The sequence below is a fragment of the Oricola nitratireducens genome, from assembly GCF_014904745.1.
Lineage (GTDB): Bacteria > Pseudomonadota > Alphaproteobacteria > Rhizobiales > Rhizobiaceae > Oricola > Oricola nitratireducens.
In genome coordinates this window covers 197828-221499 of the sequence record NZ_JACZCS010000014.1, presented here as the reverse complement: position 1 = coordinate 221499, position 23672 = coordinate 197828, and the positions used below count along the sequence as shown (strand labels likewise).

General features: G+C 63.4%; 31 protein-coding genes. 20 read left to right on the top strand and 11 right to left on the bottom strand.

Annotation, left to right across the window (positions count from 1 at the left end):
* Positions 1-46: 46 nt before the first annotated feature.
* Complete coding sequence (locus IG169_RS09585) at positions 47-406, bottom strand: DUF2780 domain-containing protein (protein ID WP_193175973.1); 360 nt, start codon at positions 404-406, stop codon at positions 47-49.
* Positions 407-559: 153 nt separating this feature from the next.
* Here IG169_RS09585 and IG169_RS09580 point away from each other — a divergent pair, with 153 nt between their 5' ends.
* Positions 560-2143: a helicase HerA-like C-terminal domain-containing protein gene (locus tag IG169_RS09580; protein WP_193175972.1), complete on the top strand. Its 1584-nt coding sequence runs from the start codon at positions 560-562 to the stop codon at positions 2141-2143.
* 55 nt (positions 2144-2198) lie between these two features.
* Here IG169_RS09580 and IG169_RS09575 read toward each other — a convergent pair whose 3' ends face one another.
* Together IG169_RS09575 and IG169_RS09570 are read right to left on the bottom strand one after the other, a co-directional pair.
* The gene (locus IG169_RS09575) at positions 2199-2909 is read right to left on the bottom strand and encodes a L,D-transpeptidase family protein (protein ID WP_193175971.1); all 711 of its coding nucleotides are present in this window, start codon (positions 2907-2909) and stop codon (positions 2199-2201) included.
* A gap of 184 nt (positions 2910-3093) precedes the next feature.
* On the bottom strand, positions 3094-3744 hold the full coding sequence (locus tag IG169_RS09570; protein ID WP_193175970.1) for a haloacid dehalogenase type II: 651 nt from the start codon (positions 3742-3744) through the stop codon (positions 3094-3096).
* 143 nt (positions 3745-3887) lie between these two features.
* Here IG169_RS09570 and IG169_RS09565 point away from each other — a divergent pair, with 143 nt between their 5' ends.
* The 8 genes from IG169_RS09565 to IG169_RS09530 all read left to right on the top strand — a co-directional run bounded on the left by IG169_RS09565 (position 3888) and on the right by IG169_RS09530 (position 8841).
* Positions 3888-4754 (top strand): branched-chain amino acid aminotransferase, encoded by an 867-nt coding sequence (locus IG169_RS09565; RefSeq protein ID WP_193175969.1) that lies wholly within the window; start codon positions 3888-3890, stop codon positions 4752-4754.
* A 129-nt stretch (positions 4755-4883) separates the two neighbouring features.
* Complete coding sequence (locus IG169_RS09560; protein ID WP_193175968.1) at positions 4884-5486, top strand: superoxide dismutase; 603 nt, start codon at positions 4884-4886, stop codon at positions 5484-5486.
* Positions 5487-5670: 184 nt separating this feature from the next.
* Positions 5671-6120 (top strand): cytochrome c, encoded by a 450-nt coding sequence (locus tag IG169_RS09555; RefSeq protein WP_193175967.1) that lies wholly within the window; start codon positions 5671-5673, stop codon positions 6118-6120.
* Between the two features lie 4 nt (positions 6121-6124).
* The gene (locus IG169_RS09550) at positions 6125-7045 is read left to right on the top strand and encodes a cytochrome c (protein ID WP_193175966.1); all 921 of its coding nucleotides are present in this window, start codon (positions 6125-6127) and stop codon (positions 7043-7045) included.
* A 138-nt stretch (positions 7046-7183) separates the two neighbouring features.
* A complete protein-coding gene (locus IG169_RS09545; protein ID WP_193175965.1) occupies positions 7184-8038 on the top strand; it encodes a class I SAM-dependent methyltransferase in 855 nt (284 codons plus the stop codon).
* Between the two features lie 86 nt (positions 8039-8124).
* Positions 8125-8334: a dodecin gene (locus IG169_RS09540; protein ID WP_193175964.1), complete on the top strand. Its 210-nt coding sequence runs from the start codon at positions 8125-8127 to the stop codon at positions 8332-8334.
* Positions 8292-8579: an FCD domain-containing protein gene (locus tag IG169_RS09535; protein ID WP_193176106.1), complete on the top strand. Its 288-nt coding sequence runs from the start codon at positions 8292-8294 to the stop codon at positions 8577-8579. The genes IG169_RS09540 and IG169_RS09535 overlap by 43 nt, the downstream gene beginning before the upstream one ends.
* Positions 8580-8619: 40 nt before the next feature.
* On the top strand, positions 8620-8841 hold the full coding sequence (locus IG169_RS09530; protein WP_193175963.1) for a hypothetical protein: 222 nt from the start codon (positions 8620-8622) through the stop codon (positions 8839-8841).
* Here IG169_RS09530 and IG169_RS09525 read toward each other — a convergent pair.
* Entirely contained in the window at positions 8838-9536 is a 699-nt protein-coding gene (locus tag IG169_RS09525) for a hypothetical protein (RefSeq protein ID WP_193175962.1), read from the bottom strand. The two genes, IG169_RS09530 and IG169_RS09525, sit on opposite strands and share 4 nt — an antisense overlap.
* A gap of 186 nt (positions 9537-9722) precedes the next feature.
* Here IG169_RS09525 and IG169_RS09520 point away from each other — a divergent pair, with 186 nt between their 5' ends.
* Positions 9723-10157: a hypothetical protein gene (locus tag IG169_RS09520; RefSeq protein WP_193175961.1), complete on the top strand. Its 435-nt coding sequence runs from the start codon at positions 9723-9725 to the stop codon at positions 10155-10157.
* Between the two features lie 27 nt (positions 10158-10184).
* On the opposite strand, the gene IG169_RS09515 is transcribed toward IG169_RS09520, so the two are convergent.
* The 4 genes from IG169_RS09515 to msrB form a co-directional block, all read right to left on the bottom strand.
* Entirely contained in the window at positions 10185-10514 is a 330-nt protein-coding gene (locus IG169_RS09515; protein ID WP_193175959.1) for a hypothetical protein, read from the bottom strand.
* 100 nt (positions 10515-10614) lie between these two features.
* Positions 10615-12723 (bottom strand): S9 family peptidase, encoded by a 2109-nt coding sequence (locus tag IG169_RS09510; protein ID WP_193175957.1) that lies wholly within the window; start codon positions 12721-12723, stop codon positions 10615-10617.
* 44 nt (positions 12724-12767) lie between these two features.
* Positions 12768-13484, bottom strand: coding sequence for a haloacid dehalogenase type II (locus IG169_RS09505; RefSeq protein WP_193175955.1), 717 nt, complete (start codon positions 13482-13484; stop codon positions 12768-12770).
* Between the two features lie 2 nt (positions 13485-13486).
* Positions 13487-13897: a peptide-methionine (R)-S-oxide reductase MsrB gene (gene msrB, locus IG169_RS09500; RefSeq protein ID WP_193175954.1), complete on the bottom strand. Its 411-nt coding sequence runs from the start codon at positions 13895-13897 to the stop codon at positions 13487-13489.
* A gap of 240 nt (positions 13898-14137) precedes the next feature.
* Here msrB and IG169_RS09495 point away from each other — a divergent pair, with 240 nt between their 5' ends.
* The 8 genes from IG169_RS09495 (at position 14138) to IG169_RS09460 (ending at position 20805) form a co-directional block, all read left to right on the top strand.
* Positions 14138-16525: a putative monovalent cation/H+ antiporter subunit A gene (locus IG169_RS09495; protein WP_193175953.1), complete on the top strand. Its 2388-nt coding sequence runs from the start codon at positions 14138-14140 to the stop codon at positions 16523-16525.
* Between the two features lie 4 nt (positions 16526-16529).
* Positions 16530-16949, top strand: a complete 420-nt coding sequence (locus IG169_RS09490) for a Na+/H+ antiporter subunit B (RefSeq protein ID WP_193175952.1) — start codon at positions 16530-16532, stop codon at positions 16947-16949.
* Positions 16949-17326 (top strand): Na+/H+ antiporter subunit C, encoded by a 378-nt coding sequence (locus IG169_RS09485; protein ID WP_193175951.1) that lies wholly within the window; start codon positions 16949-16951, stop codon positions 17324-17326. The genes IG169_RS09490 and IG169_RS09485 overlap by 1 nt, the downstream gene beginning before the upstream one ends.
* Positions 17327-17344: 18 nt before the next feature.
* On the top strand, positions 17345-18940 hold the full coding sequence (locus IG169_RS09480; RefSeq protein WP_193175950.1) for a Na+/H+ antiporter subunit D: 1596 nt from the start codon (positions 17345-17347) through the stop codon (positions 18938-18940).
* On the top strand, positions 18937-19410 hold the full coding sequence (locus tag IG169_RS09475) for a Na+/H+ antiporter subunit E (protein WP_193175948.1): 474 nt from the start codon (positions 18937-18939) through the stop codon (positions 19408-19410). The genes IG169_RS09480 and IG169_RS09475 overlap by 4 nt, the downstream gene beginning before the upstream one ends.
* Entirely contained in the window at positions 19410-19838 is a 429-nt protein-coding gene (locus IG169_RS09470; protein WP_193175947.1) for a cation:proton antiporter, read from the top strand. The genes IG169_RS09475 and IG169_RS09470 overlap by 1 nt, the downstream gene beginning before the upstream one ends.
* 4 nt (positions 19839-19842) lie before the next feature.
* Positions 19843-20184: a monovalent cation/H(+) antiporter subunit G gene (gene mnhG, locus IG169_RS09465; protein ID WP_193175946.1), complete on the top strand. Its 342-nt coding sequence runs from the start codon at positions 19843-19845 to the stop codon at positions 20182-20184.
* 201 nt (positions 20185-20385) lie between these two features.
* The gene (locus IG169_RS09460; RefSeq protein ID WP_193175945.1) at positions 20386-20805 is read left to right on the top strand and encodes a Ros/MucR family transcriptional regulator; all 420 of its coding nucleotides are present in this window, start codon (positions 20386-20388) and stop codon (positions 20803-20805) included.
* Here the strand turns inward: IG169_RS09460 and IG169_RS09455 are convergent.
* A complete protein-coding gene (locus tag IG169_RS09455; protein ID WP_193175944.1) occupies positions 20802-21152 on the bottom strand; it encodes a hypothetical protein in 351 nt (116 codons plus the stop codon). The genes IG169_RS09460 and IG169_RS09455 overlap by 4 nt on opposite strands.
* Before the next feature lie 202 nt (positions 21153-21354).
* On the opposite strand from IG169_RS09455, the gene IG169_RS09450 reads away from it, so the two are divergent.
* Both IG169_RS09450 and IG169_RS09445 read left to right on the top strand, forming a co-directional pair.
* A complete protein-coding gene (locus tag IG169_RS09450; RefSeq protein ID WP_193175943.1) occupies positions 21355-21813 on the top strand; it encodes a helix-turn-helix domain-containing protein in 459 nt (152 codons plus the stop codon).
* A complete protein-coding gene (locus tag IG169_RS09445; protein WP_193175942.1) occupies positions 21806-22618 on the top strand; it encodes a DUF6456 domain-containing protein in 813 nt (270 codons plus the stop codon). Before IG169_RS09450 ends, IG169_RS09445 begins: the two co-directional genes overlap by 8 nt.
* A 14-nt stretch (positions 22619-22632) precedes the next feature.
* Here IG169_RS09445 and IG169_RS09440 read toward each other — a convergent pair whose 3' ends face one another.
* Complete coding sequence (locus IG169_RS09440; RefSeq protein WP_193175941.1) at positions 22633-23058, bottom strand: SufE family protein; 426 nt, start codon at positions 23056-23058, stop codon at positions 22633-22635.
* Positions 23059-23171: 113 nt separating this feature from the next.
* Positions 23172-23516, bottom strand: a complete 345-nt coding sequence (locus tag IG169_RS09435; protein WP_193175940.1) for a DUF5330 domain-containing protein — start codon at positions 23514-23516, stop codon at positions 23172-23174.
* Positions 23517-23672: the final 156 nt, after the last annotated feature.

Below are 23672 nucleotides of genomic sequence, written 5' to 3'. Positions count from 1 at the left end.
CCAGACGGTCGTACCGGCCGGGCTCTGAAACGAAGAAGAGGGCAGATCAGACGAACTGGCCGAGACCCGGAATGGCGGCGATCACCTCGTCGACCGGGCCGTCGCCCGCTTTTTCCTTGGCGAACCCAACGGTCTGCTTGGCGACGCCGGAGATTTCGCCCATGCCGAGGCCAAGTCCCATCAGGGCCGAACCCAGTCCCATGACGCCGCCGCCGAACATGCCGCCGCCGGCTTCGGGCGCATTGTCGATCAGGCCCTGAACGCCGGGCATCGCTTCCATCATCTGCTTGATCTGGTCAGCCGGGCCTTCCTTCTGGAGGAAGCCAAGGATCATGCCGACAGCCTTTTGCGCGGTATCGGCATCGATACCGACGGCATCGGTAATGCGGGAGATGAGTTCGTCCATTTCGTCCTCCGAATTTTGACGTTTACGTAATATGCACAAAGGTTGGGGCCGTAAAGCCGTTTTCTGAGAAAAGCGGAGCTTTTTTCATGGCATTGCCGATAGCGTCACCGGCGACTATACGCGAAGGAACCGACGCAGGACGAAGAGGCGACCATGTGGGACGTGACCGACAAACTATTCCTTGGCGCCAGCCGCAAGCCGGATGACAGTTTCCAGCAGCAGGAATTTATGGCGCTTCGCTACGCCAACCGTCACGGCCTGATCACCGGCGCAACCGGCACGGGCAAGACCGTGTCGCTTCAGATCCTCGCCGAGAGCTTCTCCAATGCCGGCGTTCCGGTGTTCTGCGCCGACGTGAAGGGTGATCTCTCCGGGATAGCGGCGAAAGGGGAGCCGAAGGATTTCCTCCTGAAGCGCGCCGAGACGATCAAGCTCGATCCGTATGAGTTCCAGGAATTTCCGGTCATATTCTGGGACCTGTTCGGCGAGAAAGGTCATCCGATCCGCGCGACGATCTCCGAAATGGGCCCGCTGCTGCTTTCGCGGCTGATGAACCTCACCGATGCGCAGGAAGGCGTTCTCAACATCGCCTTCGAGATCGCCGACGACGAAGGGCTGTTGCTGCTCGACCTGAAGGATCTGCGCTCCCTGCTCAATTATCTCGGCGAGAACGCGAAGGAAATCTCGGTACGTTATGGCAATGTCGCCACCGCCTCGCTGGGCGCGATCCAGCGTTCGCTTCTGGTGCTGGAGCGCGACGGCGCAGAGCATTTCTTCGGCGAGCCGGCGCTGCACATTTCAGACCTGATGCGCACCACCCGCGACGGCCTCGGCGCGATCAATGTGCTCGCCGCCGACAAGCTGATGATGAATCCGCACCTCTACGCCACCTTCCTGTTGTGGTTGTTGTCGGAGTTGTTCGAGGAACTGCCGGAAGTCGGCGATCCTGAAAAGCCGAAGCTGGTCTTCTTCTTCGATGAAGCGCATTTGCTGTTCGACGAGGCGCCATCGATCCTGATCGAGCGCGTCGAGCAGGTTGTCCGGCTGATCCGCTCCAAGGGTGTCGGCGTCTTCTTCGTGACGCAGAACCCGCTCGACGTTCCGGAAACTGTATTGTCGCAGCTTGGTAACCGGGTGCAGCACGCGCTGCGCGCCTATACGCCGCGCGAGCAGAAAGCGGTGAAGGTCGCCGCCGAAACGTTCCGGCCTAATCCGGAGTTCGACTGCTTCGAGGCGATCACCCAACTCGGCGTCGGGGAGGCCTTGGTTTCGACGCTCGAGAACAAGGGCATTCCCGGCATCGTCCAGCGCACGTTGATCCGTCCGCCGTCCTCACGTCTGGGCCCGATCGAGGACAATGAACGCGCCGAGGTGATGAAGCTGAGCCCTGTCGCCGGCCTGTACGACGAGACGATCGACCGCGAATCCGCCTACGAGATGCTGAACAAGAAGGCCGAACAGGCCGCAGCCGAAAAACATCGCCAGGAGGAGGAAGAGCAGCGTCGCGACGATGGCGGTTCGCGCTGGACGCTTCCTGATTTCGGCGATGACGACGATGACGACCGGCGGAAAAAATCATCTTCATCGCGCAGCCGCAAGACGACGACCCGCCGTAGATCGAACCGGCAAAGCGTCGGCGAAGCGGCGATGAAATCGCTCGCCCGCTCGGTATCGTCCTCGCTCGGCCGCGCGCTGGTCCGTGGCATCCTTGGCAGTTTGAAGAAAAGCCTGCGCTGACGAAAACGCCGGCATGTCGCCGGCGTTTTCTGATGGTTGATCGAGTGAAATCCGGTTAGCGGACCAGAACCGGCGTTTTCATGGGGACGCGGTCGTAGAGATCGAGAATGTCCTGGTTCATCAGCCGTACGCAGCCGGACGATACCGACTTGCCGATCGAGTTCCATTCCGGCGATCCGTGCAGGCGGTAGAGCGTGTCCTTGCCGTCCTGGTAGAGATAGAGCGCCCGCGCGCCAAGCGGATTGGTAATGCCCGGCTCCATGCCGCCATTGTAGACGTCGTTCTGCTTGTCGTAACTGACGCGGTATTTTTCCAGCTTCGGTTCGCGGTCGACCATTTCATCCGGCGGAAACCATTTCGGCCATTCACGCTTGGCGCCGATTTCGGCGCGGCCGGACCATTCGAAGCCAGCGCGGCCAAGGCCAACACCATAACGGATCGCGTATCCGTTGCCGAGGACCAGATAAAGGAAATGCGAGCCCGTATCGACGACGAGGGTGCCCTTCGGCTCGCCGGTCGGATCGCGCACGATCTGGCGCAGGAACCGCTCGGGAACCTTGGTGTAAGGCACGGCGGGGATGTTGTAGCCGCTGTCGCTGACGGCGGCATACATCGTCGCATAGGGCGGAAACTCCGGCAGCGGGTTGCCGAAAGTGAGGCCGGCTCTGCCGGAAGAGCCGTCGGCCGTGGTGCAGGCGCTGACGGCGAAACCGGCGGTCAGGGCCGCTGAAGTGGCAAGGAAATTGCGGCGCGAAAGGTCTTTCATAGTAAATCCATCGCAATGTCGGTGCGTTTGCCGTCGAGCGACTGCTCGAAACAAGGAATAGGGCCATTAGCCGTTTTTGCGAGAAGATTTGAGAGAAATTCGGCGGCAAAGGGACCGTATGGCGCCGGTTGTGTCGAAACCGGCGTAACCGTTGCAGCGCAGCAACACTTGGCAGGTTGGAGCTTTAAAGGGCCGTCAGGTCGGCGATGACGCGCCCGGGCCCGTAATTCAGGTATTCGTCGGGCAGGCCGGCACGATTGATCCAGACGGTTTCGAACCCGAATTTGTGCGCGCCGGCAATATCCCAACGGTTGGACGACTGGAACGATATTTCGCTGGGCTGAAGATCGAAGGTGTCCGTCACCATCTGGTAGACCTGCGGCGCGGTCTTGAACATCTTGATCGCGTCGACCGACAGGACGGCGTCGAACAGGCCCGACAGTTCAGCCGACTGCACGGCGGCGTCGAGCATGTCGGTCGAACCGTTCGAAAGGATCGCCGTCGACGCGCCGCTCTCGCGCAGCCGCGCCAGCATGTCGGGCACTTCCGGATAGCAGTCGAGCGTCCAGTAGGCTTCCAGCAGCGGATCGCGAAACGAGGGGTCGATGCCGGGCACGACAGCGAGCGCGTAATCGAGCGCTTCCTCGGTCAACCGCCAGAAATCGGTGTAGGATCCCATGAGCGTGCGGATCCAGGAATATTCGAGCTGCTTGGCGCGCCAGATTTCGGAGAGCTGTCTGCCGGCCGGACCGAGCGACTCGGCGTGCTTGCGCACGGCCGCATGAACGTCGAACAGGGTGCCGTAGGCGTCGAATACATAGGCTTTGAAGGACATTTTTCCGTTCCGATTGCGCAGACATTGGGCAAAGCGTGGTTGACCGTCAATAGGCGGCGGTGCGGTAGCAACATCTCGCGGCGATTGACTGCGCGGCATAAATCCGTTTTGCGTTGCCGCGAACGACAATCGAGGAGACGGAAATGGCGGTCGATATTTCTGCCCAAACGGCGACGTGGACCTATGTCGATGGCGACTGGTACGAGGGTAACGTGCCGATCATCGGGCCGCGCACACATGCGATGTGGCTGGGTTCCTCGGTGTTCGACGGCGCTCGCTGGTTCGAGGGCGTTGCTCCCGATCTCGACCGCCACGCTGCTCGCGTGAACGCATCTGCGGTCGCGCTCGGCCTCAAACCAACCATGAGCGCGGACGAGATTGTCGGACTGACCTGGGACGGGTTGAAGAAATTCGACGGCAAGACCGCCGTCTATATCCGCCCGATGTACTGGGCCGAGCATGGCGGCTACATGTCGGTTCCGGCCGATCCTGAATCGACGCGATTCTGCCTGTGCCTGCACGAGGCGCCAATGCTGCCGCCGAAGGGCTTTTCGGTGACCGTGTCGCCTTTCCGCCGGCCGACCATCGAGACCATGCCGACCAATGCCAAGGCAGGCTGCCTCTATCCCAACAACGGCCGCGCCATTCTCGAGGCCAAGAGCCGCGGCTTCGATAATTGCCTGGTGCGCGACATGCTCGGTAATGTCGCGGAAACAGGCGCGTCGAATGTGTTTATCGTCAAGGATTCACAGGTCTTCACGCCGGCCCCGAACGGCACATTCCTCTCCGGGATCACGCGCTCGCGCACGATCGATCTGCTGCTGCAATACGGCTTCAAGACGGTCGAGAAGGCGCTGACGGTCGATGACTTCATGGATGCCGACGAAATTTTCTCGACCGGGAACCATTCCAAGGTCGTACCCATTGTCAGGATTGAGGATCGCGAACTCCAACCCGGACCAATCGCGGCCAAGGCGCGCGAACTCTACTGGGACTGGGCGCATTCCTGAACGGGCAGAAAAAACCTGCTTCGTTTGTTGCCGTAAGGCCGCTGGAATTCTATGTGTCTGCTTGGCAGCGCGGTCGATCCTCCGGGCGCGCCGGTTTCGATACGAATTATTTTGAAAAGGAGACCCCCAATGGCCTTTACGCTTCCCGAACTTCCCTATGATTACGAAGCACTTACGCCCTTCATGTCGAAGGAGACTTTGGAGTATCACCACGACAAGCACCACAAGGCCTATGTCGACAACGGCAACAAGCTCGCCGCCGAGGCCGGGATGGACGGGCTTTCGCTCGAGGAGATCGTCAAGCAGTCGCACGGCAAGAACCCGGGGCTCTTCAACAATGCGGGCCAGCACTACAACCACATCCATTTCTGGAAATGGATGAAAAAGGGCGGCGGCGGCCGGTCTCTGCCGGGCAAGATCGCCTCGGCGATCGACTCTGATCTCGGCGGCTACGACCAGTTCCGCGCCGACTTCATCAATGCCGGCGCGACCCAGTTCGGCTCCGGCTGGGCCTGGATCGCCGTCAAGGACGGCAAGCTGGAGATCATGAAGACGCCGAACGGCGAGAACCCGCTGATCCACGGCGTGGCGCCGATCCTCGGCGTCGATGTGTGGGAACATTCCTACTATATCGACTACCGCAACGCGCGCCCGAAATATCTCGAGGCCTTCGTCGACAGCCTGATCAACTGGGACTACGTCCTGGAAATGTACGAGGCCGCGACGGCCTGACAAGCGCCGTCACCGCAGACTGTATCGGCGCGGCTCCGCATCCTGTGCGGGGCCGCGTTTCGTTTCCGTTGACACTGTGTCGCAGCCGGACATTGCGAATTCACGAAACCGTGACCACCTGAGCGGGAATAATTGTCGCAATCTTCGGGTCCAACCAGAGCGTACCAACCCCAGGAGGATCCTAGTGAAGAAGACGTTTCTCGTAATCTCCCTTCTCGCCGCGACCGCCGCCGCCGCTTACGCGGCCGACGATCCGATCGCTGCCCGCAAGTCCCTGATGCAGGCCAACGGCGCCGCCGCCGGTGCGTCCGCCGGCATGATGAAGGGCGAGATCGCCTACAGCCCCGCCGTCGCCAAGGCGGCGATCGCATCGTTCAACGCGACGGCCCACACCTTCGGCGATTATTTCCCCGAAGGTTCGGACATGGGCGCCGACACCCATGCCTCGCCGAAGATCTGGGAAGACCGCGCCGGCTTCGACGCCGAGCTCGCCAAGTTCCAGACCGCGGTTGCGGCGGCCATGCAGGCCTCCGGCAAGGACGGCCCGGCCGATCTCGACGCCTTCAAGGCGGCGGTCGGCCCGATTTTCGGCACCTGCAAGAGCTGCCACGAAGGCTACCAGGTCCGCCAGTAATCCCATGCTCCGCAAGCTCGCCACGATTGCCGTTCTGGCCGCGATCGCGGGCGGGCTTGCATTCTATGTCCTGACGATGCCGCGCACCCTGCCGGAGGCGACGCTGGCCGCGCTTCCCGAGGGCGACGCGGCGCGCGGCGAGACCATGTTCTGGGCCGGCGGCTGCGCCTCCTGCCATGCCGCCGACAAGGCCGAGGGCGACGACAGGCTGAAGCTCGGCGGCGGCCATGTGCTGAAAAGCGGTTTCGGCGATTTCGTCGCGCCGAACATCTCCCCCGATCGCAATGACGGCATCGGCGCCTGGTCGCGCGGCGATTTCGCCAACGCGATGCTGCGCGGCGTGTCGCCGGCCGGCGCACATCTCTACCCGGCCTTTCCCTACACGTCCTATACGCGCATGAAACCGCGCGACGTCGCCGATCTGTGGGCCTTCCTGAAGACGCTGCCGGCCGTCGAGGGCAGGGCGCCCGGTCACCGGCTCGGCTTCCCGTTCACCGTCAGGCGCGGCCTCGGCCTGTGGAAGCTGCTCTATCTCGACCCCGCGCCGGTGATCGATCTCCAGACCGACGATCCGCAATTGCTGCGCGGCCAGTATCTGGTCGAGGGGCCCGGCCATTGCGGCGAGTGCCACACGCCGCGCGATGTCGCCGGCGGCCTGATCCAGGCGAAATGGCTCTCCGGCGCGCCGAACCCTGACGGCGAGGGCCGCGTGCCGAATATCACCGGCGGCAAGGGCGGCATCGGCGACTGGTCGCAGGCCGACATCGCCTATTATCTGGAAAGCGGCTTCACGCCGGCATTCGACAGCGTCGGCGGCTCGATGGTCGAGGTGCAGGAGAACATGGCGAAGCTGACGGCGGAAGACCGCGACGCCATCGCCGCCTATCTGAAGGCCGTTCCGGCGGTGGATGCTACGGGACAGTGACGGGATTGCCGGCGGCGTACGGCGATAAGCGAACATCGAACAACGGCGGTTGGACGGCCGCGTCCGACCGGGCCGCGGCTTGCAATCGGCCCTGCGACGGCGCAGCATGCATGATCGCCCGGCAAGAGGAGGACTTGCATGGCCGCCCTCGAAGAGATCAATGCCGACATGCTGGCCTTCTGGAACGGGAATGGCGGCCAGACCTGGGTAGCTCGACAGGAGCACACCGACATCACGCTCACGGCGGTGACGGACGCCTTGCTCGCCTTTGCCGCGCCGCGTGCCGGCGAACGGGTGGTCGATATCGGTTGCGGCTGCGGCGCGCCCACGCTGGAGCTTGCGCGCGCCGTCGGTCCCTCCGGCCGCGTCGCGGGGTTCGATATCTCGGGGCCGATGCTGGCCGAGGGTGAGCGGCGCGCGACCGCCGCCGGCATCGCCAATGTCGATTGGCGCCACGACGATCCCGCTGTGGCGGCGCTGGACCAATATGATCTGCTGACCTCGGCATTCGGCGTGACGTTCTTCGGCGACAGGGTGGCGGCATTCGCCAATATGCGCCGCGGCGCGGCTCCGGAGGCGCGCATGGCCCTCGTGTGCTGGCGCGCGCTGGCCGAAAACCCGTGGATGGAGGTGCCGATGACAGCCGTCGCGCGGCACCTGCCGCCGCGGCCGGAACCGGTTCCCAACGCCCCCGGAATGTTCGCCTTCGCCGATCCGGACCACGTCGCCGAGGTTTTCACGGCGGCCGGCTGGGCGCCGCCGCGCTTCGAGAAGCTCGATATGGATCTCGACATCGCCGCCGGCCGCGGGCTGGAGGAAGCCGTGGTGCAATCGACCCAGATCGGCGCCGTGAACAGCTGGCTGCGCAACCAGCCGGCGGAGGTTGTCTCGGCCGCCGTCGCGTCCCTGCGCGAGGAACTGGCGCCCCATGCGGATGGCGCGAGCGTGCGCCTGCCGGGCGCGATGTGGCTGATCAGCAGCGCGCCTGCCTGAGCATGCATGGCAGGCCGGATGCGCGCCCGGCGTCGCGGACGGCTTCGCGGCGGACGGCATGCAGGACGAACCAACGGGAGGAGACCATGAGCAACCACGTCTACAAGTCGATCGAGCTGACCGGATCCTCGGCCACCGGCATCGAGGACGCTGTCGCAAACGCGATCGCCGTCGCGGCGAAAACCGTCCGCCACATGCACTGGTTCGAGGTGACGGAGACGCGCGGCCATATTGAGGACGGCCAGATCGCCCACTGGCAGGTGACGGTGAAGATCGGCTTCACGCTGGAAGGCTGATCGGGACCCGGGACCCGTCGACCCGGCGGGGCAGAAGAACCCGGCTCAGCTGGCGCGGCGCGGCCGTCGCCACCATCAAGGACGAGCGCCTCCGGCAGCATGGCGACGTGCTGGAAGCGATCCGCGACCGCGATCCCGACCTTGCCCGCCGGCGCATGGAAACGCTGCTCGACGATGCGATCCGCGACGTCAACGAGGCGCTTGCCAACAACGCCGCACAGAATTCCGAGATGGCCGACGTGTGAACGGAGCGGGTTCGTCCGGCTCTCTTGCGGCGGCGGTGTCGTGCGCATCGGAAAGATGGGCGGCAAGGCGAGAAGCCATATGGCATCTGGCGACCATCAAAATACAAGCCAAAAGCCAAGTGGAAAAAAGGCCAGTAAGCTTAGTCAGAAAGAGCAATCCGAGCGGTTCGAGGAAACCGCTCGGGAGCTTGAGGCCGACGAGTCAGGGGAGCGTTTTTCTGAAGCTTTGGGCGTTTTGCTGAAACCGAAAAAGGCAGATTAACTTCCCAAAAGTGGCATATTCCAGCTGCCTACCCGTAGAATGTTGACTGAAACCTCGATCAATAAATGAACCTCATGAGGATGCGTCCTCTCTGGAAAGAGTAACCTGCCTGTGTCGACTTCGAAATTATAAACGAGAGAGTCGCTCTCCATTAGGCAATACGTCCTCTTCTGAGATTGCGGAAAGCGAACAGCATTCTCTGGTTTTGGCATGGTCAGCGCGTCAAGCAGCGTCTTTATGCGGCCATCCAGATCGCCGCCTTGCAAGACTAGTTCGCCAGGATCCTCCTGCCTTAGAAAACTGATGCTCAACGAGCAATTCAGATCTAGCGATTTTCGAATAAGCGGCACAAATTCTTGCCCGTCGATATCAATAGGCGTGGTCAGATCGACCTCATCTTCTCTAGCAGGATATTGATCGACGTCACGCTCAACCCCGAAAGGTGAGTCGTTGGTAAACATACGGCTATCGCCTTCACGATAGACTATTGCCGTTTGACGAAGGCGATGAAGAACGCGATGTACCTTCCAAAGTTCTTCCATCTGACAATGCAATGCGTCGCGAATCTTTCGCGCGTCGTCGGGCTTCGATTTGTTGCCGGATGACGGTAGTTGCCCACTGTAAATCAGATGAAAACGCATCAACTCCCTCGGACACGAAAGATTTTGTAGCAGCAATTCATTTCGCGGCGTCATCTTCCGTTCCCGCAGCGTATGCTCTTGGGTGCGCGAAGTACAATGTTAGGAAATAATTCCTTGACGCCGTGACGCTCCTCGCGTAGGCTTCGGGCATCATCGCAGAATTGGGCAAACCGGCCGGGTGCTTCGCATCGCGGCCTTTTTTCTTGCCCGGATCTTACCCGACAAAGGAGGGCGAACCCGATGGGCGAGAAACCCGAACCGGCCTCGCGCGCGATACTCCAGGACACCGACGAGATGGCGGAAAAGTTCTACGCCTTCGGCAGGGAGGGCCTTCCCAACTGGGGCATCGCCATGAAGCTTTGCGTGCATGTCAACACCGTCGGCACCTTCCTGCGCCGCGCGCCGAAATCGAAGGCGGCGCTGGAAAAGGGCAGGGCGGAGGCAAAGGCGGTAACGCGCCGGCGCCAGGCGCCGCTCGTCGCGGCCGGGCGCAGACCCGCCGCGCCGAAGCCGGGCGCCATCTGCCCGACCTGCGGCCAGATCGCCGCCGAAGTCGCGGAACCGATCATGCTGACGCCGGCCGCGATCGCCGAGGCGCAGAAGACGCTCGACGACCTCATCGGCCGGCACCTTGCGGCGCGCGACGCCGCCGGGGGAGAGGACGATGCCGGATGACCGGCGCCAGGGCGGATCGCCGCCGGCTCAGCCCTTGTAGCGGCAGCGGCCCTGCGAGCCGGCGATCGGGTAGGCCGACTGCATCGTGTAGAGCCAGTTGTCGCAGTCTTTCGCGCTGCGGAAGCAGCGCTGCGTCGTGAACTGGCGGATCGAATCGTCGGACACGAATTTCGACTCCTCGTAGCCGAGGAAATGCCCGACATAGACGCCGGCCGGAGCGTAGGGCCAGGAGCAGCGCTCGCCGGCCTTGATGCTGGTCAGCGTGCGCGCCGACGCCTGCGTGACCGGCAGCGCCGTGACGGACAGCGCGAATGCGGCGGCGAGCGCCGCTCGAAATGCGGTGGTTCCGGCAGTCATGGAAAGCTTCACTGGCTAACCTCCCTTGGCATGTCACCATGCAAGCCGATTGTGTCGAAACGCGCTACGCGCGCCCTCACAATGCGGTGAGCGCGTCTCCTCACGCCTTGCCCGTGACCTTCAGCGCGAAGGCATAGGACAAGGCGATCTCTTCCAGCCGCGAGAACCGGCCCGACGCGCCGCCATGGCCGGACTCCATGTGCGTCTGCAGCAGGAACGGCCCGGCGTCGGGATTGATGGCGCGCAGCTTGGCGATCCACTTGGCCGGCTCCCAGTAGGTGACGCGCGGATCGGTCAGCCCGGCGACCGCGAGGACCGGCGGGTAGGGCTTTTCCGAGACATTGTCATAGGGCGAATAGGCGGCGATCGTCTCGTAGTCCTCCTTCGAGGCGATCGGATTGCCCCATTCCGGCCATTCCGGCGGGGTCAGCGGCAGCGTGTCGTCGAGCATGGTATTGAGCACGTCGACGAAGGCGACCTCGGCGATGATGCCGCCGAAGGCGTCCGGCGCCATGTTGGCGACCGCGCCCATCAGCATGCCGCCGGCCGATCCGCCCTGCGCGACGATGCGGTCGGACGACGTGTATTTCTCGGCCGCCAGATGGCGCGCCACGGCGACGAAATCCCTGAAGGTGTTCTGCTTGACCGCGCGCTTGCCGTCCTCGTACCAGGTAAAGCCCTTGTCCTTGCCGCCGCGGATATGCGCGATGGCGTAGACGAAGCCGCGGTCGGCGAGCGACAGGCAGTTGGTGTTGAACGAGGCGGGAATGGCGATGCCGTAGGAACCGTAGCCGTAGAGCAGGCAGGGCGCGGTGCCGTCGAGCTTGGTGTCCTTGCGGTAGAGCAGGGTGACCGGCACCTCGGCGCCGTCATGCGACGGCACCAGGATGCGCCGCGTGACGTAGTCGTCCGGATCGTGGCCCGACGGCACTTCCTGCGTCTTCAAAAGCGTGCGCTCGCGGGTCGCCATGTCGTAGTCGTAGACCTGCGCCGGCGTCGTCATCGAGGAATAGGTGAAGCGGATGATGTCGGTGTCGTATTCATACGAGCCGGAAAGGCCGAGCGAATAGGCTTCCTCGTCGAAGGCGATGGCGTGTTCCTCGCCGGTCTTGCGGTCGCGCACCACGATGCGCGGCAGGCCGTTCTCGCGTTCCAGCCAGACCAGGAAGTTTTTATAGGCCTGGTGGGCGAGGATCAGGCGGCCCGGCTTGTGGGCGACGAGCTCGCTCCAGTTTTCCTTCTGCGGCGCATCAACCGGCGCCGTCATGATCTTGAAATCCTTGGCACCGTCGGCGTTGGTCAGGATGAAGAAGACGTCGCCGCCCGACTCCATCTCGTATTCGACGCCGGTCTCGCGCGGCGCGACCATGACCGGTTCGCCGAACGGATCGCCGGCGCGGATCAGCCGGACTTCGCTGGTCTCGTGATCGTAGGACGAGACGTAGATGAAATCGTTCAGGCGGCTGCCGCCGGCGCCCATGAAGAAGCCGGCATCCGGCTCCTCGTAGACCAGCGTGTCGTCGCCCTGTGCCGTGCCGAGCCTGTGGTAGAACAGTTTCGACGGCCGGTGATTGGCGTCGAGCTTCGAATAGAAGAAGCCTTGCGCCGCCGCATCCCAGACGCCGCCGCCATTGCTGTCGGCGATGTCGTCGCCGAGATCGGCGAGCGTGTCGAGATCGCGCACCCGCAGCCGGAAGAATTCCGAGCCCTTGTCGTCATAGCCCCACAGCATCTTCGAATGGTCTGGCGAATGATCGGCGGACGCGATGCGGAAATAGGCCTTGCCGTCCGCCTCCTTGTCGCCGTCGAGAATGATGGTCTTGTCTTCCTCGGCGGTCCTGCCGCGCGGCATGCGCTCGAAGCGCGGCTGCTGGCCGCCCTTCTTGAAGGACGAGCCATAGGCCCACGGCCCGTCCGGGGCCGGGACGGTGGAATCGTCCTCCTTGATGCGGCCCTTCATCTCCTCGAAGAGCACTTTCTGCAGATCCTTGGTGTCGGCCATCAGCGCGTCCTGATAGGCGTTCTCGGCCTCCAGGTAGGCGCGGATATCGGCGTCGAGGATGGACGTGTCCTTGAAAACCTCCTGCCAGTTGTCCGCGCGCAGCCAGGCATAGTCGTCGCTGCGCGTGATGCCGTGACGGGTGTCGGTAACCGGGCGTTTTTCGGCGGCGGGAGCGGGCACGGTCGTGTCGAACGGACGGGATGTCATGTTTTTTGGCCTATTGTGTTTGGGGCGGGGAGCGGAATTCGATTCTAGATGAGTAACTTGGCCGCAACATCTTCAATGTCGGTTGCGACGATTTCCCAGTCGCTTTCGGAAGAGATGTCGGTCGTCTGGCCGGGACCGTACTCCGTCGGGCGGGGGAAGAAGCAGGTCATGAGTCCGGCTTTTCGTGCAGCGGCCAGGTCATCATTGTGTGCGGCGACCATCATGACCCGCGAAGGCGGCAACCGAAGCGCCTCGCAGGAGCGCAGATAGGCGGCGGGATCAGGCTTGTAGGCCCGCGCGACCCCGGCGCCGAGAATGCAGTCCCAAGGCAGTTCCCCGTATTTCGACAGCCTGGTCGTCAGGGCGATCGAGCCGTTGGAGCAGGGCGCGACGATGAATTTGCGCTTCAGGCGGGTCAGGCCGGGCACCGTGTCGGGCCAGGGTGGAAGCTTCTCCCATGCGTGGTTGAGGTCGGCACGGGCCGTCTCGTCGAATCTGTCGGCGATGCCGAATTCGCCGAGCGTCGCATCGAGGTTTTCGCGGTGCAGGATGTCGAGATCGACATAATCGCGTTTTCCCGACCGGATGGACTGCATCGCCGGCTGGTATTTCGCCCGCCAGGAGTAGGCGAACGCCGCGCCGTCGATCGCCATGTCGAGCGCCGTCGCCGCCGTTTCGACTTCCCGCGCCACGCCGCCGCGCCAATCGACGCAGGTGCCGAAGACATCGAAAATCAGCGCATCTGGTTTGATGGGGAACATCGTCAGCTGTCCGGGGTGAAATCCATCGCGACGCCGTTCATGCAGTAGCGCAGGCCGGTCGGCTGCGGCCCGTCCTCAAAGACATGGCCGAGATGGGCGTCGCAATCCGCGCAGCGGATTTCGGTGCGCACCATGAAGAAGGACCGGTCCCGGTGCTCGCTGACGGCGCCCGGTTCGACCGGCTCGTAGAAGCTCGGCCAGCCGGTGCCGGAATCGAACTTGCTCTCGGAGCGGAACAGCGGCCGGCCGCAGCATACGCAGCTGTACAGGCCCTTCGCCTTGGTGTCCCAGTTCGGACCGGTAAAGGCGCGTTCGGTGCCGTGCTTGCGCGCGACGCGGAATTGCTCCGGCGTGAGCTGCTCGCGCCACTCCGCTTCGGATTTCTGGACTTTCAGCGCGGTCGAATCTGTCATGGGTCACCTCGTCGCGTTCTCAAATAGGCCTGCAGGTGTGATGCGGCAAGCGCTCGCGTGTAACGGGAACCGCGGGTCTCCATCCCTTGCCGGCAACGAATAATCCCTTGATAAGGGCCGGATTTCACGCATTCCCCTTGTTCTTTTCGCACAACCGACCTAGGTCGGATCACCATGAAATCCATGACTTTCCCGCCGCGCGTGTTACCGGCCATCTGATTTTTGGGTGCGTGACCTGACATGACGTTCTACGCACTCTTCGTGCCTTTCATCGCCGCGCTGTTCGCGCCGGCCCTGACGCGCGTTTTCAAGCACAATGCGGCATGGATCCTGGCGCTCGCGCCGGCCGGGCTGTTCGTTCACTATCTCGGATATGTCGAGGGCGTCTCCCAGGGCGAGCGGTTCACCGGCGGCTATCCGTGGATCCCGTCCTTCAACGTCAATTTCTCCTGGCTGGTCGACGGCCTGTCGCTGACCTTCGCGCTGCTGATCACCGGGATCGGAACGCTGATCGTGCTGTATTCGGGCGGCTACCTGAAGGGCCACCGGCATCAGGGACGCTTCTTCTCCTTCATCCTGATGTTCATGGGGTCGATGCAGGGGCTGGTGCTGTCCGATTCCTTCCTGATGCTGTTCGTCTTCTGGGAACTGACCTCGATCACCTCGTTCCTGCTGATCGGCTTCAATCATGCCGCCGAACGCTCGCGCCGCGCCGCGCTCCAGGCGCTGGTCGTCACCGGTCTCGGCGGATTGTCGCTGCTTGCCGGCCTGCTCCTGATCCGAAACATCACCGGCCTCTCCGAATTGTCGCTGCTGCTGTCGTCGGGCGATCTTTTGCGCGACAGCCCGTTCTTCATTGCCGCCTTCGTCCTCGTCCTCGGCGGCGCGTTCACCAAATCGGCGCAGTTCCCGTTCCATTTCTGGCTGCCCAACGCCATGGAAGCGCCAACGCCGGTCTCCGCCTATCTGCATTCGGCGACCATGGTGAAGGCCGGCGTCTATCTGCTGATGCGGCTGAACCCCGTGATGGGCGACACGGTCGCCTGGGAAACGGTGCTCCCGGTCTTCGGCGGCGCGACGCTGATCGCCGGCACCTTGCTCGCCATGCGCCAGACGGACCTCAAGCTGATGCTGGCCTACACGACGATGGCGTCGCTCGGCCTGCTGGTGATGCTGACCGGTTTCGGCACCGAGAAGGCGATCGAGGGCGCGGTCCTCTATCTGATCTCGCATTCCATGTTCAAGGGCGGCCTGTTCATGGTGGCCGGCAATGTCGACCACGAGTCCGGCACGCGCGACATTTCCAAGGTGAGCGGGCTGCGCCGCGCCATGCCAATCACTTTCGCGGCCGCCTTGCTCGCGGCCTTCTCCATGGGCGGCCTGCCGCCCTTCTTCGGCTTCCTCGCCAAGGAGGAGATCTATGCCGGCCTCGCCTTTGGCGACACCTGGTCGGTGGTCTTCACCATCGTCGCCATCGTCGGCAACGGACTGATGTTCGCGATCGGCTTCGCCGTGGCGCTCAAGCCCTTCCTCGGACGCAAGGTGGTCGCGCCGAAAGACGTTCACGAGGGGCCGGTGCTGCTGGTGGCGGGGCCTGCCGTCCTGGCGCTCGGCGGGCTGGTGTCTGCGCTGTTCTCCGGTGCGTTCCACGACTGGTTCTCCAGCCCGATGGCGAGCGCCGTTACCGGCCATGCCGCGGAAGTGACGATCACGGTCGTCCCGCATGTCGGCCTGCCGCTCTATCTGTCGCTGGCGACGATCGCGCTGGGTATCGCCTCCTATGTCGCTATCGCGCCGGTGCGCACGGCGATGGCGAGCCTCCTGACCGGCTTCGGCTGGGGCCCGGATCGCGGATTCGACCAGGTTATCGCAGGCATTGTGCGCCTGTCGGGCGCGGTGACGCGGTTTATCCAGAACGGACGGCTGGAAGCCTATATCACGGTGACCTTCGTGCTGATGGTTCTGGCGATCCTTGTGCCGATGGGCATTGCCGGCGAGTGGCCCTCCATGCCGGCCTTCCCGCATCTCTTCTTCTACGAATGGGCGGTCATCCTGATCGCGGCGATCGGCCTGTTCGCGGTGATCATGGCCAAGGACCGGCTGACGGCGATCGTCTCGCTCGGCGTCCAGGGTTTCGCCGTCGCGGTCCTGTTCATGCTGATGGGCGCGCCCGATCTGTCCTTCACCCAGTTCATGGTCGAAACGCTGTCGGTCGTCATCCTCGCGCTCGCGATGACCCGGCTGCGCCTGTCGCCGCAGGACCACCGCGCGCCGGTCCAGCGCGTGTTCGACGGGGCGATCGCGCTTGCGGCCGGCGGCGCCTTCACGCTGCTGCTGTTGCGCGTGCTCGAAGTCGATCTGGATATGTCGCTGACCGAGTTCTTCAACACCTATTCGCTGCAGGTCGCGCATGGGCGCAATATCGTCAACGTGATCCTGGTCGACTTCCGCGGCATCGACACATTCGGCGAGATCGCCGTCGTCATGGTCTCCGGCCTCGCCATTCTGGCGCTGATCCGCGTGCTGCCGAAGCGCTCGCGCTCGGCGCTGACGGAACCGCCGGCGCCGCCGCCCGAAGCCGCCAGGACGGCGGAGGCGATCCACGCCGAAGTCAGGGAGGCGAACTAGACCCATGCGCACGCTGATTTTCAGAACAGTCGCCCCCTATCTCGCGAGCCTGATGATCCTGTTTTCGATCTTCGTGCTGCTGCGCGGCCACAACGAGCCCGGCGGCGGCTTCATCGGCGGCCTGATCGCGGCTTCCGCTCTGGCGATCTACGGCATCGCCTTCGGCGTCTCGCCGGTGCGCCGCGCGATCCGCTTCCACCCGATGGCGTTGTCCGGCTTCGGGCTGTTCCTCGCCGCCATCGCCGGCATCCTGTCGTTCTTCTCCGGCGTGCCGTTCCTGACCGGATTGTGGATCTATCCGTCGATCTTCGGCGTCGACCTGGCGCTGTCGACGCCGATGCTGTTCGACATCGGCGTCTATTTCGTCGTGTTCGGCGCGATCACCTCGACCGCGCTGGCGCTCGAGGAAAGGGAGCGCGACTGATGGAAACGGCGATCACGATCCTGACCGGCCTGTTCTTCGCGACATCGATCTACCTGATGCTGTCGCGGCACATCATTCGCATCCTGCTTGGCGTCGCGATCCTCGGAAACGCGGTCAACCTGACGATCTTCACCAATGGACGCATCACGCGGGAAGCCCCGCCGATCATCCCGGACCATGCCGCGGTGCCGGAAGGCGTAATCGCCAATCCGCTGCCGCAGGCGCTGGTTCTGACCGCGATCGTGATCTCGTTTTCCTTCTTCGCCTTCCTTCTGGTGCTGGTGTTCCGCAGCTATCAGGAGATCGGCACCGACGACACCGACGAAATGCGCGAGGCCGAGCCGCGCGACGAACCCGCGCCGCCGCTCGGCTACTGATTGAACGACTGGACCCCAATGGCCGGAAAAACCGACTATCACGTTGATCTTGCCCAGGCGCTGGTACTGAAGGCGCCGGCCGCCGCCGACTATCTCGTTGTCGCGCCGCTGGTGATCGGCTTCCTGTTCGGCGCGATCTGCCTGATGTCGCGCAAGAACACCGACCGCCAGCCCTATATCGCGATCGCCGGCCTGGTACTGATGCTCGCCGCCGATCTCGGCCTGTTCTGGCATGTCTGGCAAAACGGCACCGTGGTCATGACCATGGGCCGCTGGCTGCCGCCCTTCGGCATTACCTTTGCCGCCGACATGCTCGGCGCGACCTTCGCGCTGACCGCCGGCATCGTCGGCCTGGCCGGCGGCGTCTACGCGCTGCGCGATGTCGGGCGCACCGGCCGGCGCTACGGCTTCTATCCGTTCCTGCTGCTGATGATGGCCGGCGTGACGGCGGCCTTCCTGACCGGCGACATCTTCAATCTCTATGTCTGGTTCGAGGTCCTGCTGATCTCGTCCTTCGGGCTGTTGATCCTCGGATCGGAGCGCGAACAGCTCGACGGCGCGACGAAATACGCCTTCCTGAACCTGATCGCGACGACGCTGTTCCTGCTCGCGGTCGCCTATCTGTACGGCACGTTCGGCACGCTCAACATGGCCGACATCTCGCGCAAGGCAGCCAAAATGCGCGAGACCGGGCCGCTGTTCACGATCGCCGTGTTGTTCCTGTTCGCCTTCGGCATGAAGGCGGCGGCGTTTCCGGTCAATTTTTGGCTGCCCGCGTCGTACCATACGCCAAGGATCGTCGTGTCGGCGCTGTTCGCCGGCCTTTTGACCAAGGTCGGGGTCTACGCCCTGCTGCGCGTCTTCCTGATGCTGTTTCCTGTCGAGCGCGACATGCTGGCCGGCACGATCGCGATCATCGCGGGCGCAACGATGGTGCTCGGCGCGATGGGGGCGCTTGCCCAGAACGACATCCGCCGTATGCTCGGCTATCTGGTGATCTCCGGCATCGGGATGATGCTGGCCGGCCTCGCGCTCGGCAGCGAAACCGGATTGACCGGCGCCGTGTTCTACGCGGTGCATTCGATGGTGGTGATGACCGCGCTGTATTTCCTCGCCGGGATCGTCGGCCGGCGCATGAACGGCTTTTCGCTGGCGACGGCGGGCGGACTCTACAGCCAGGCGCCATGGCTGGCCGGCATCGCGCTGGTGCTGTTGCTGTCGGTCTCGGGCCTGCCGCCCTTTTCCGGCCTGTGGGCGAAGGTCTATCTCGTCAAGGCGTCGCTCGATGTCGGCGCATGGTGGCTGGCTTTCTCCATCCTGTTGACGGGATTGCTGACCACGATCGCCGTCGGCCGGACCTTCGCGTTTTCCTTCTGGCGCGAGCGCCAGGCCGATGACGGGGAGGGGAGCGAGGCCCCGGCCGGGACAAGCGGTTTCGTCACCGCGTCCCTCGTCGCGCTGACCGCGCTGACAGTCGCCGCCGGTCTCTATCCCGAACCGCTGATCCAGGTCAGCGACCGCATAGCCAGCGAACTGCTTGCGCCGGCGGGATATGTCGACACCGTGTTCCCGCCGCAAGGGCCGCAGCAAACGGAGGTGCAATCGCAGCAATGAACCTCTATCTCGTCAATGTCCTGATGGCCCTTGCCTGGGCCGCGGTGACCGGCTCCTTCAGCCTGGTCAATCTCGTCTTCGGCTTCGCGCTCGGCGCGCTGGCGCTCTCCCTGATTCGCGAGCAGGTCGGCTCGATGGGATACTTCTCCCGCGGCCGCCGGGTGCTCGCCCTGATGGCGCTGTTCGTCTACGAACTCGTGCTGTCGGCCATTCGCGTCGCGATCCTCGTCCTGACGCCGGACATGAAGCTGAAGCCGGGGATATTCGCCTTTCCGCTGCGGGTCGACCGCGATTTCGAGATCACGCTGCTCGCCAATCTGATCACCCTGACGCCGGGCACCCTGTCCGTCGACGTCTCCGATGACCGGCGGTTCCTCTATGTCCACGCGCTCGACTGTTCCGATCCCGACCAGACGCGCGAAGACATCGCCGACGGTTTCGAACGAAAGATCATGGAGGCGTTCCGGTGATGGCCTCGGCCGAATTCCTGGGCATCGCGATCCAGATCGCGCTCGCCATGCTGTCGCTCACCTTCCTGCTGACGGTGTTCAAGGTGATCCATGGCCCGACACTGCCGGACCGGATCCTGGCGCTCGACATGCTTGTCGCCGTCGCGATCGGCTTCATCGCGGTCATCGGCATCAAGACCGGCTACACGCTGTATCTCGACATCGCGATTGCGCTCGGGCTGGTCGGCTTCCTCGCAACGGTGGCCTTCGCGCGCTTCGTGCTGACCCGCGGACGAATCGAGGAGACCGAAGACGACAAGCCGAGACTTGTGAGAGGCGAGGCGTCGGACGTGCGCGACGAAGGCGCGGTGCCGTCAACGATGCGCGGCGCATCGGCGGCTCCGGTCGCCCGCGAGCCCGGCGCCGCAACGCCGCCGAAAAAGGGGTAACGACGTGGAAACGGTCATAAATATACTGGCAGGTTTGCTAATACTTTCGGGCGCTTTTTTTGCGTTTGTCGCCGCGGTCGGATTGTGGCGTTTTCCCGATATATATTCACGCATGCATGCTGCATCTAAAGCGGGAACACTTGGATCAGGTCTCGTTTTGCTTGCACTCGCAGTTCATGCGGGCGATACCGCGACGGTCACGCGCGCGCTGGCGGCGATTGTCTTTTTTCTTCTCACTGCCCCAATTTCCGCTCATTTGCTTGCCAAAGCTGCCTATGTGGTTGGGTATGGACTTGTGAAAACTTCAGTACTTGATGAAATGCGCGAATCAAAATCATCGCGTTGACCTTGACGTAATACATCCTATACGTTTATACATATAAAAAACAACGGGATTTGCAACCGGGGGTTGCTTATTCACGGGGGTTTTTTACTATGGCATTCCAATTTGTTGTGATACGTGTCACAAACGGTATAGGAAGTGTAACCGGATTTGCACGCGAGGGCATCTCGCGCAACGCTCTAAAAAACGCAAGGATTATAAAAAATGACAGAGACCTCGGGGCAAAATGATCTTCTGGCTGAACTGACCGCAGATGTCGTGTCTGCCTATGTCAGCAACAATCCTGTTCCGGCCGGAGACTTGCCCGGGCTGATCTCCGAAATACACTCGGCGCTCGGTAAGACGCTTACCGGCGCTGTTGAAGAGGTCCAGGAAAAGCCGCGCCCCGCCGTGAATCCGAAGCGTTCGGTCACGGACGACTACATCATTTGCCTGGAAGACGGCCAGAAGTTCAAGTCGCTCAAGCGTCACCTGATGAGCCACTACAACATGACGCCGGAAGAGTATCGCGAGAAGTGGGGCCTTGCGGCCGACTATCCGATGGTTGCTCCGGCCTACGCCGCCCAGCGCTCGAAGCTGGCGCGCGAAATGGGACTGGGACGCAAGCGCGGATCCAAGCGCTAAGGCGTTTCCGGTCTTTCCGGATTGCAAAGCCGCGGCGGTGTCCGCGGCTTTCGCGTTTGCGGGCGGCGCGTCGCGCGCCGTTCCAGCTCGCCGGCGATGCGGTCGCGCGCTTGTTTCAGCGCGATATGGCGGTTGAGATCGTAGGACCAGTGGCGCATCACGCTTTTCGCGCGTTCGCGCCGGATCGCGGCGGTGATGCGATCCGCCCAGATCCGCAGCTCGCCGGTCGGCATCGCCGCCATTTGTTCCGGCCTCGCATACAGGATCGGCAGGATCGAACCGGGCCCGTGAGCGGCGCGGTTTTCGCGCTCCCTGGGCCCGAGATTGTGTGTCCCGGCGAATGTCACGCAAGCGGTCTCCCTTGATAATCCGGAAGACGTGACCGTAACCGCGGTTCGGCCCGGTTGGATAAACCCGGCGGGCAGAGCGCCCGGATAATCGCCACGCCGGCGTGCTGTCGGTGTTTTTTCGCAATCGTGGCGGGAAAACTTATGCAACCGCTGTCTCTCTGATATAGGAATATATTCCTTTATGAGGAGATGACACGGTATGCCGCAAGACAATCAGGCAGAAACGCTGTTCGGGCTCGACCCCGGCGCACCCGATACAGGTTTCGCACGGCCCGGCGATTTCGTTGAAGCGGGGCCGCCCTTTGCTCGCGGGCGTTTCGACGGCGAAAACGCGATCGCCGTGTGTGACGGCCTGATCGACCTGCTTGCGATCTTCTTCAATGTCAGCAGCCGCCAGCTGCGGTCTCCAAACCGCACCGCATTGCCTGTCTCGCGCGTCCGCCAGATCGGCATGTATATCGCCAATGTGACGCTCGGCATGAAGATGACGGCCGTCGGCGCGGGCTTCGGACGCGACAAAAGCACGGTGGTTCACGCCTGCCATACCATCGAGGATCTTCGCGACGACGAGGATTTCGACCTGATCGTCGGGCGGATGGAAAAGCTGGTCACGATCGCCTTTTCACTGGAACGCCAGGCGGTGCGCCCGGATGGATGACGCCAAACGCGACAAGCGGTTGCTGCGCTATCTGCGGCTGCTCGCGAAGCGGCCGGCGGCGCTGCGCGAAACCGGCGATCCGGCGACGTGGCTGCTGGAGTTTCCCGGCGAGCGTTCCGTTCGGTTCGCGCGCACCGATTGCGAGCATCTGCGGCGCAGGGGCTGGATCGACGTCGCGCCGCGGGACGAGGCAATGCGGGTCGATATCACAGGCGAGGGGCGGGCGGCCCTGCGCCGGTCCGAGGGCGGCGGCTTTGCGGCGCAGCACAGGCATCTGCGCGGTAGCGACATATGCGTGGATGGCCGGCGGGAACGCGTCGTCGTCAACGACGACGAGTCGCCGCTTTCATCTCTGGCCCGGTTGAAGGACGGCAAAGGCCGGCCCTGGCTCGACAGGGTCGAAGCGTCGGCAGGCGAAAGGCTGCGGGCCGATTTCGAGCGGGCGATGCTGCAGCCGCGCGTGACCGCGTCCTGGGATTTCTCGCGCATGGCGAAATCCGGCAAGGGCGGCCGGAACGGTGGCGCGGACCTGACCGACGGCGCGCTTGCCGCGCGCGAGCGCGTTCACCGCGCCATCGAGGCGGTGGGACCGGAGCTCGGCGGCGCGCTCCTCGACATGTGCTGTTTCCTCAAGGGACTGGAACAGGTGGAGCGCGAGCGCGGCTGGCCGCGCCGGTCGGCAAAGCTGATGCTCAAGACGGGGTTGGCGATGCTCGACCGCCATTACCATCCGCCGCAGCCGGGCACGCGGCATGCGCGCCGGATTCTGCATTGGGGCGCGGACGGGTTCCGGCCGTCATTGTGAGCAGCGGAAGGGGATCAGGCCGCTTCGGCGGCGGCGCGCGCATCGTCCTTCATGCGCGCCACCATGGCGCGCAAACCGTTCGAACGCTGCGGCGTGAGATTGTCTTCCAGGCCGAGCGACTTCATCAGCGCGGCGGCGTCAAGCGCCTGGATCTCCGACGCCTTGCGTCCCGACATGGCCGAGATCATGATCGCCACGAGGCCGCGCACGATATGGGCGTCGGAATCGCCGCGGAAGGTCACCACAGGATCGGCGCCGTCCTCGACCTCGGTCACGAGCCAAACCTGGCTGACGCAGCCATGCACCTTGTTGGCGGCGGTCTTTTCGGCCTCGGGGAGATCGGACAGGCTGCGGCCAAGCTCGATCACGTAGCGGTACTTGTCTTCCCAATCGTCGAGGAAGGCGAAATCGTCGATGATCGTTTCGATTGCCGGAACCATGTCCATGAGCCTGCGAAATTGACACGTTTGCGCACGCGGCGACAGGCCGCGTGTCCTGACAGGCTACTTAGTCGGAGGAGTGCCGCCCGGCAAGCCCGGCGGATTTCAGGCGCTTACTGCGCAGCCGTATCGCCGACGGCGTTTTCCGGCTTTTCGCCGGCCATGGAGGGATGGCCGTGGCGGAACATCGCATAGGCGATGACGAGGCCTTCGCGCGCCCTGGTGCCGGCGTAGGAAATCAGGTCCTTGCCGGTTTCGCAGACGCCCGGCTGGCGGTCGCAGATGCCGCGGACGTCGGCGGCGGCGCGCCCGACGACGGACGTCAGTTCAAACGCCGACGGCGCTTGCGGACCGTCGGCCGTTCCGGCCGCGGCCTGTTGGTATTCCTCCGGCGCAAAGGCAGGCAACACCGTCAGGCCGATGAATCCGAGAATGAAGAGTTTCAAGAGAAAACGCATGGTTCTCCGCCAAACCTGTCTGCTGACACCAATCCCGATGCCAGCACTATCCGATGATCTCTTGGCGCATCCGAAGCGGCAGAGGCGGGATTTTAGGCGATTTTTGCTAAAAGTTTACGGGCCCTGAAAAAGCCGCGCCGTTTCAAGCGGTTGTTA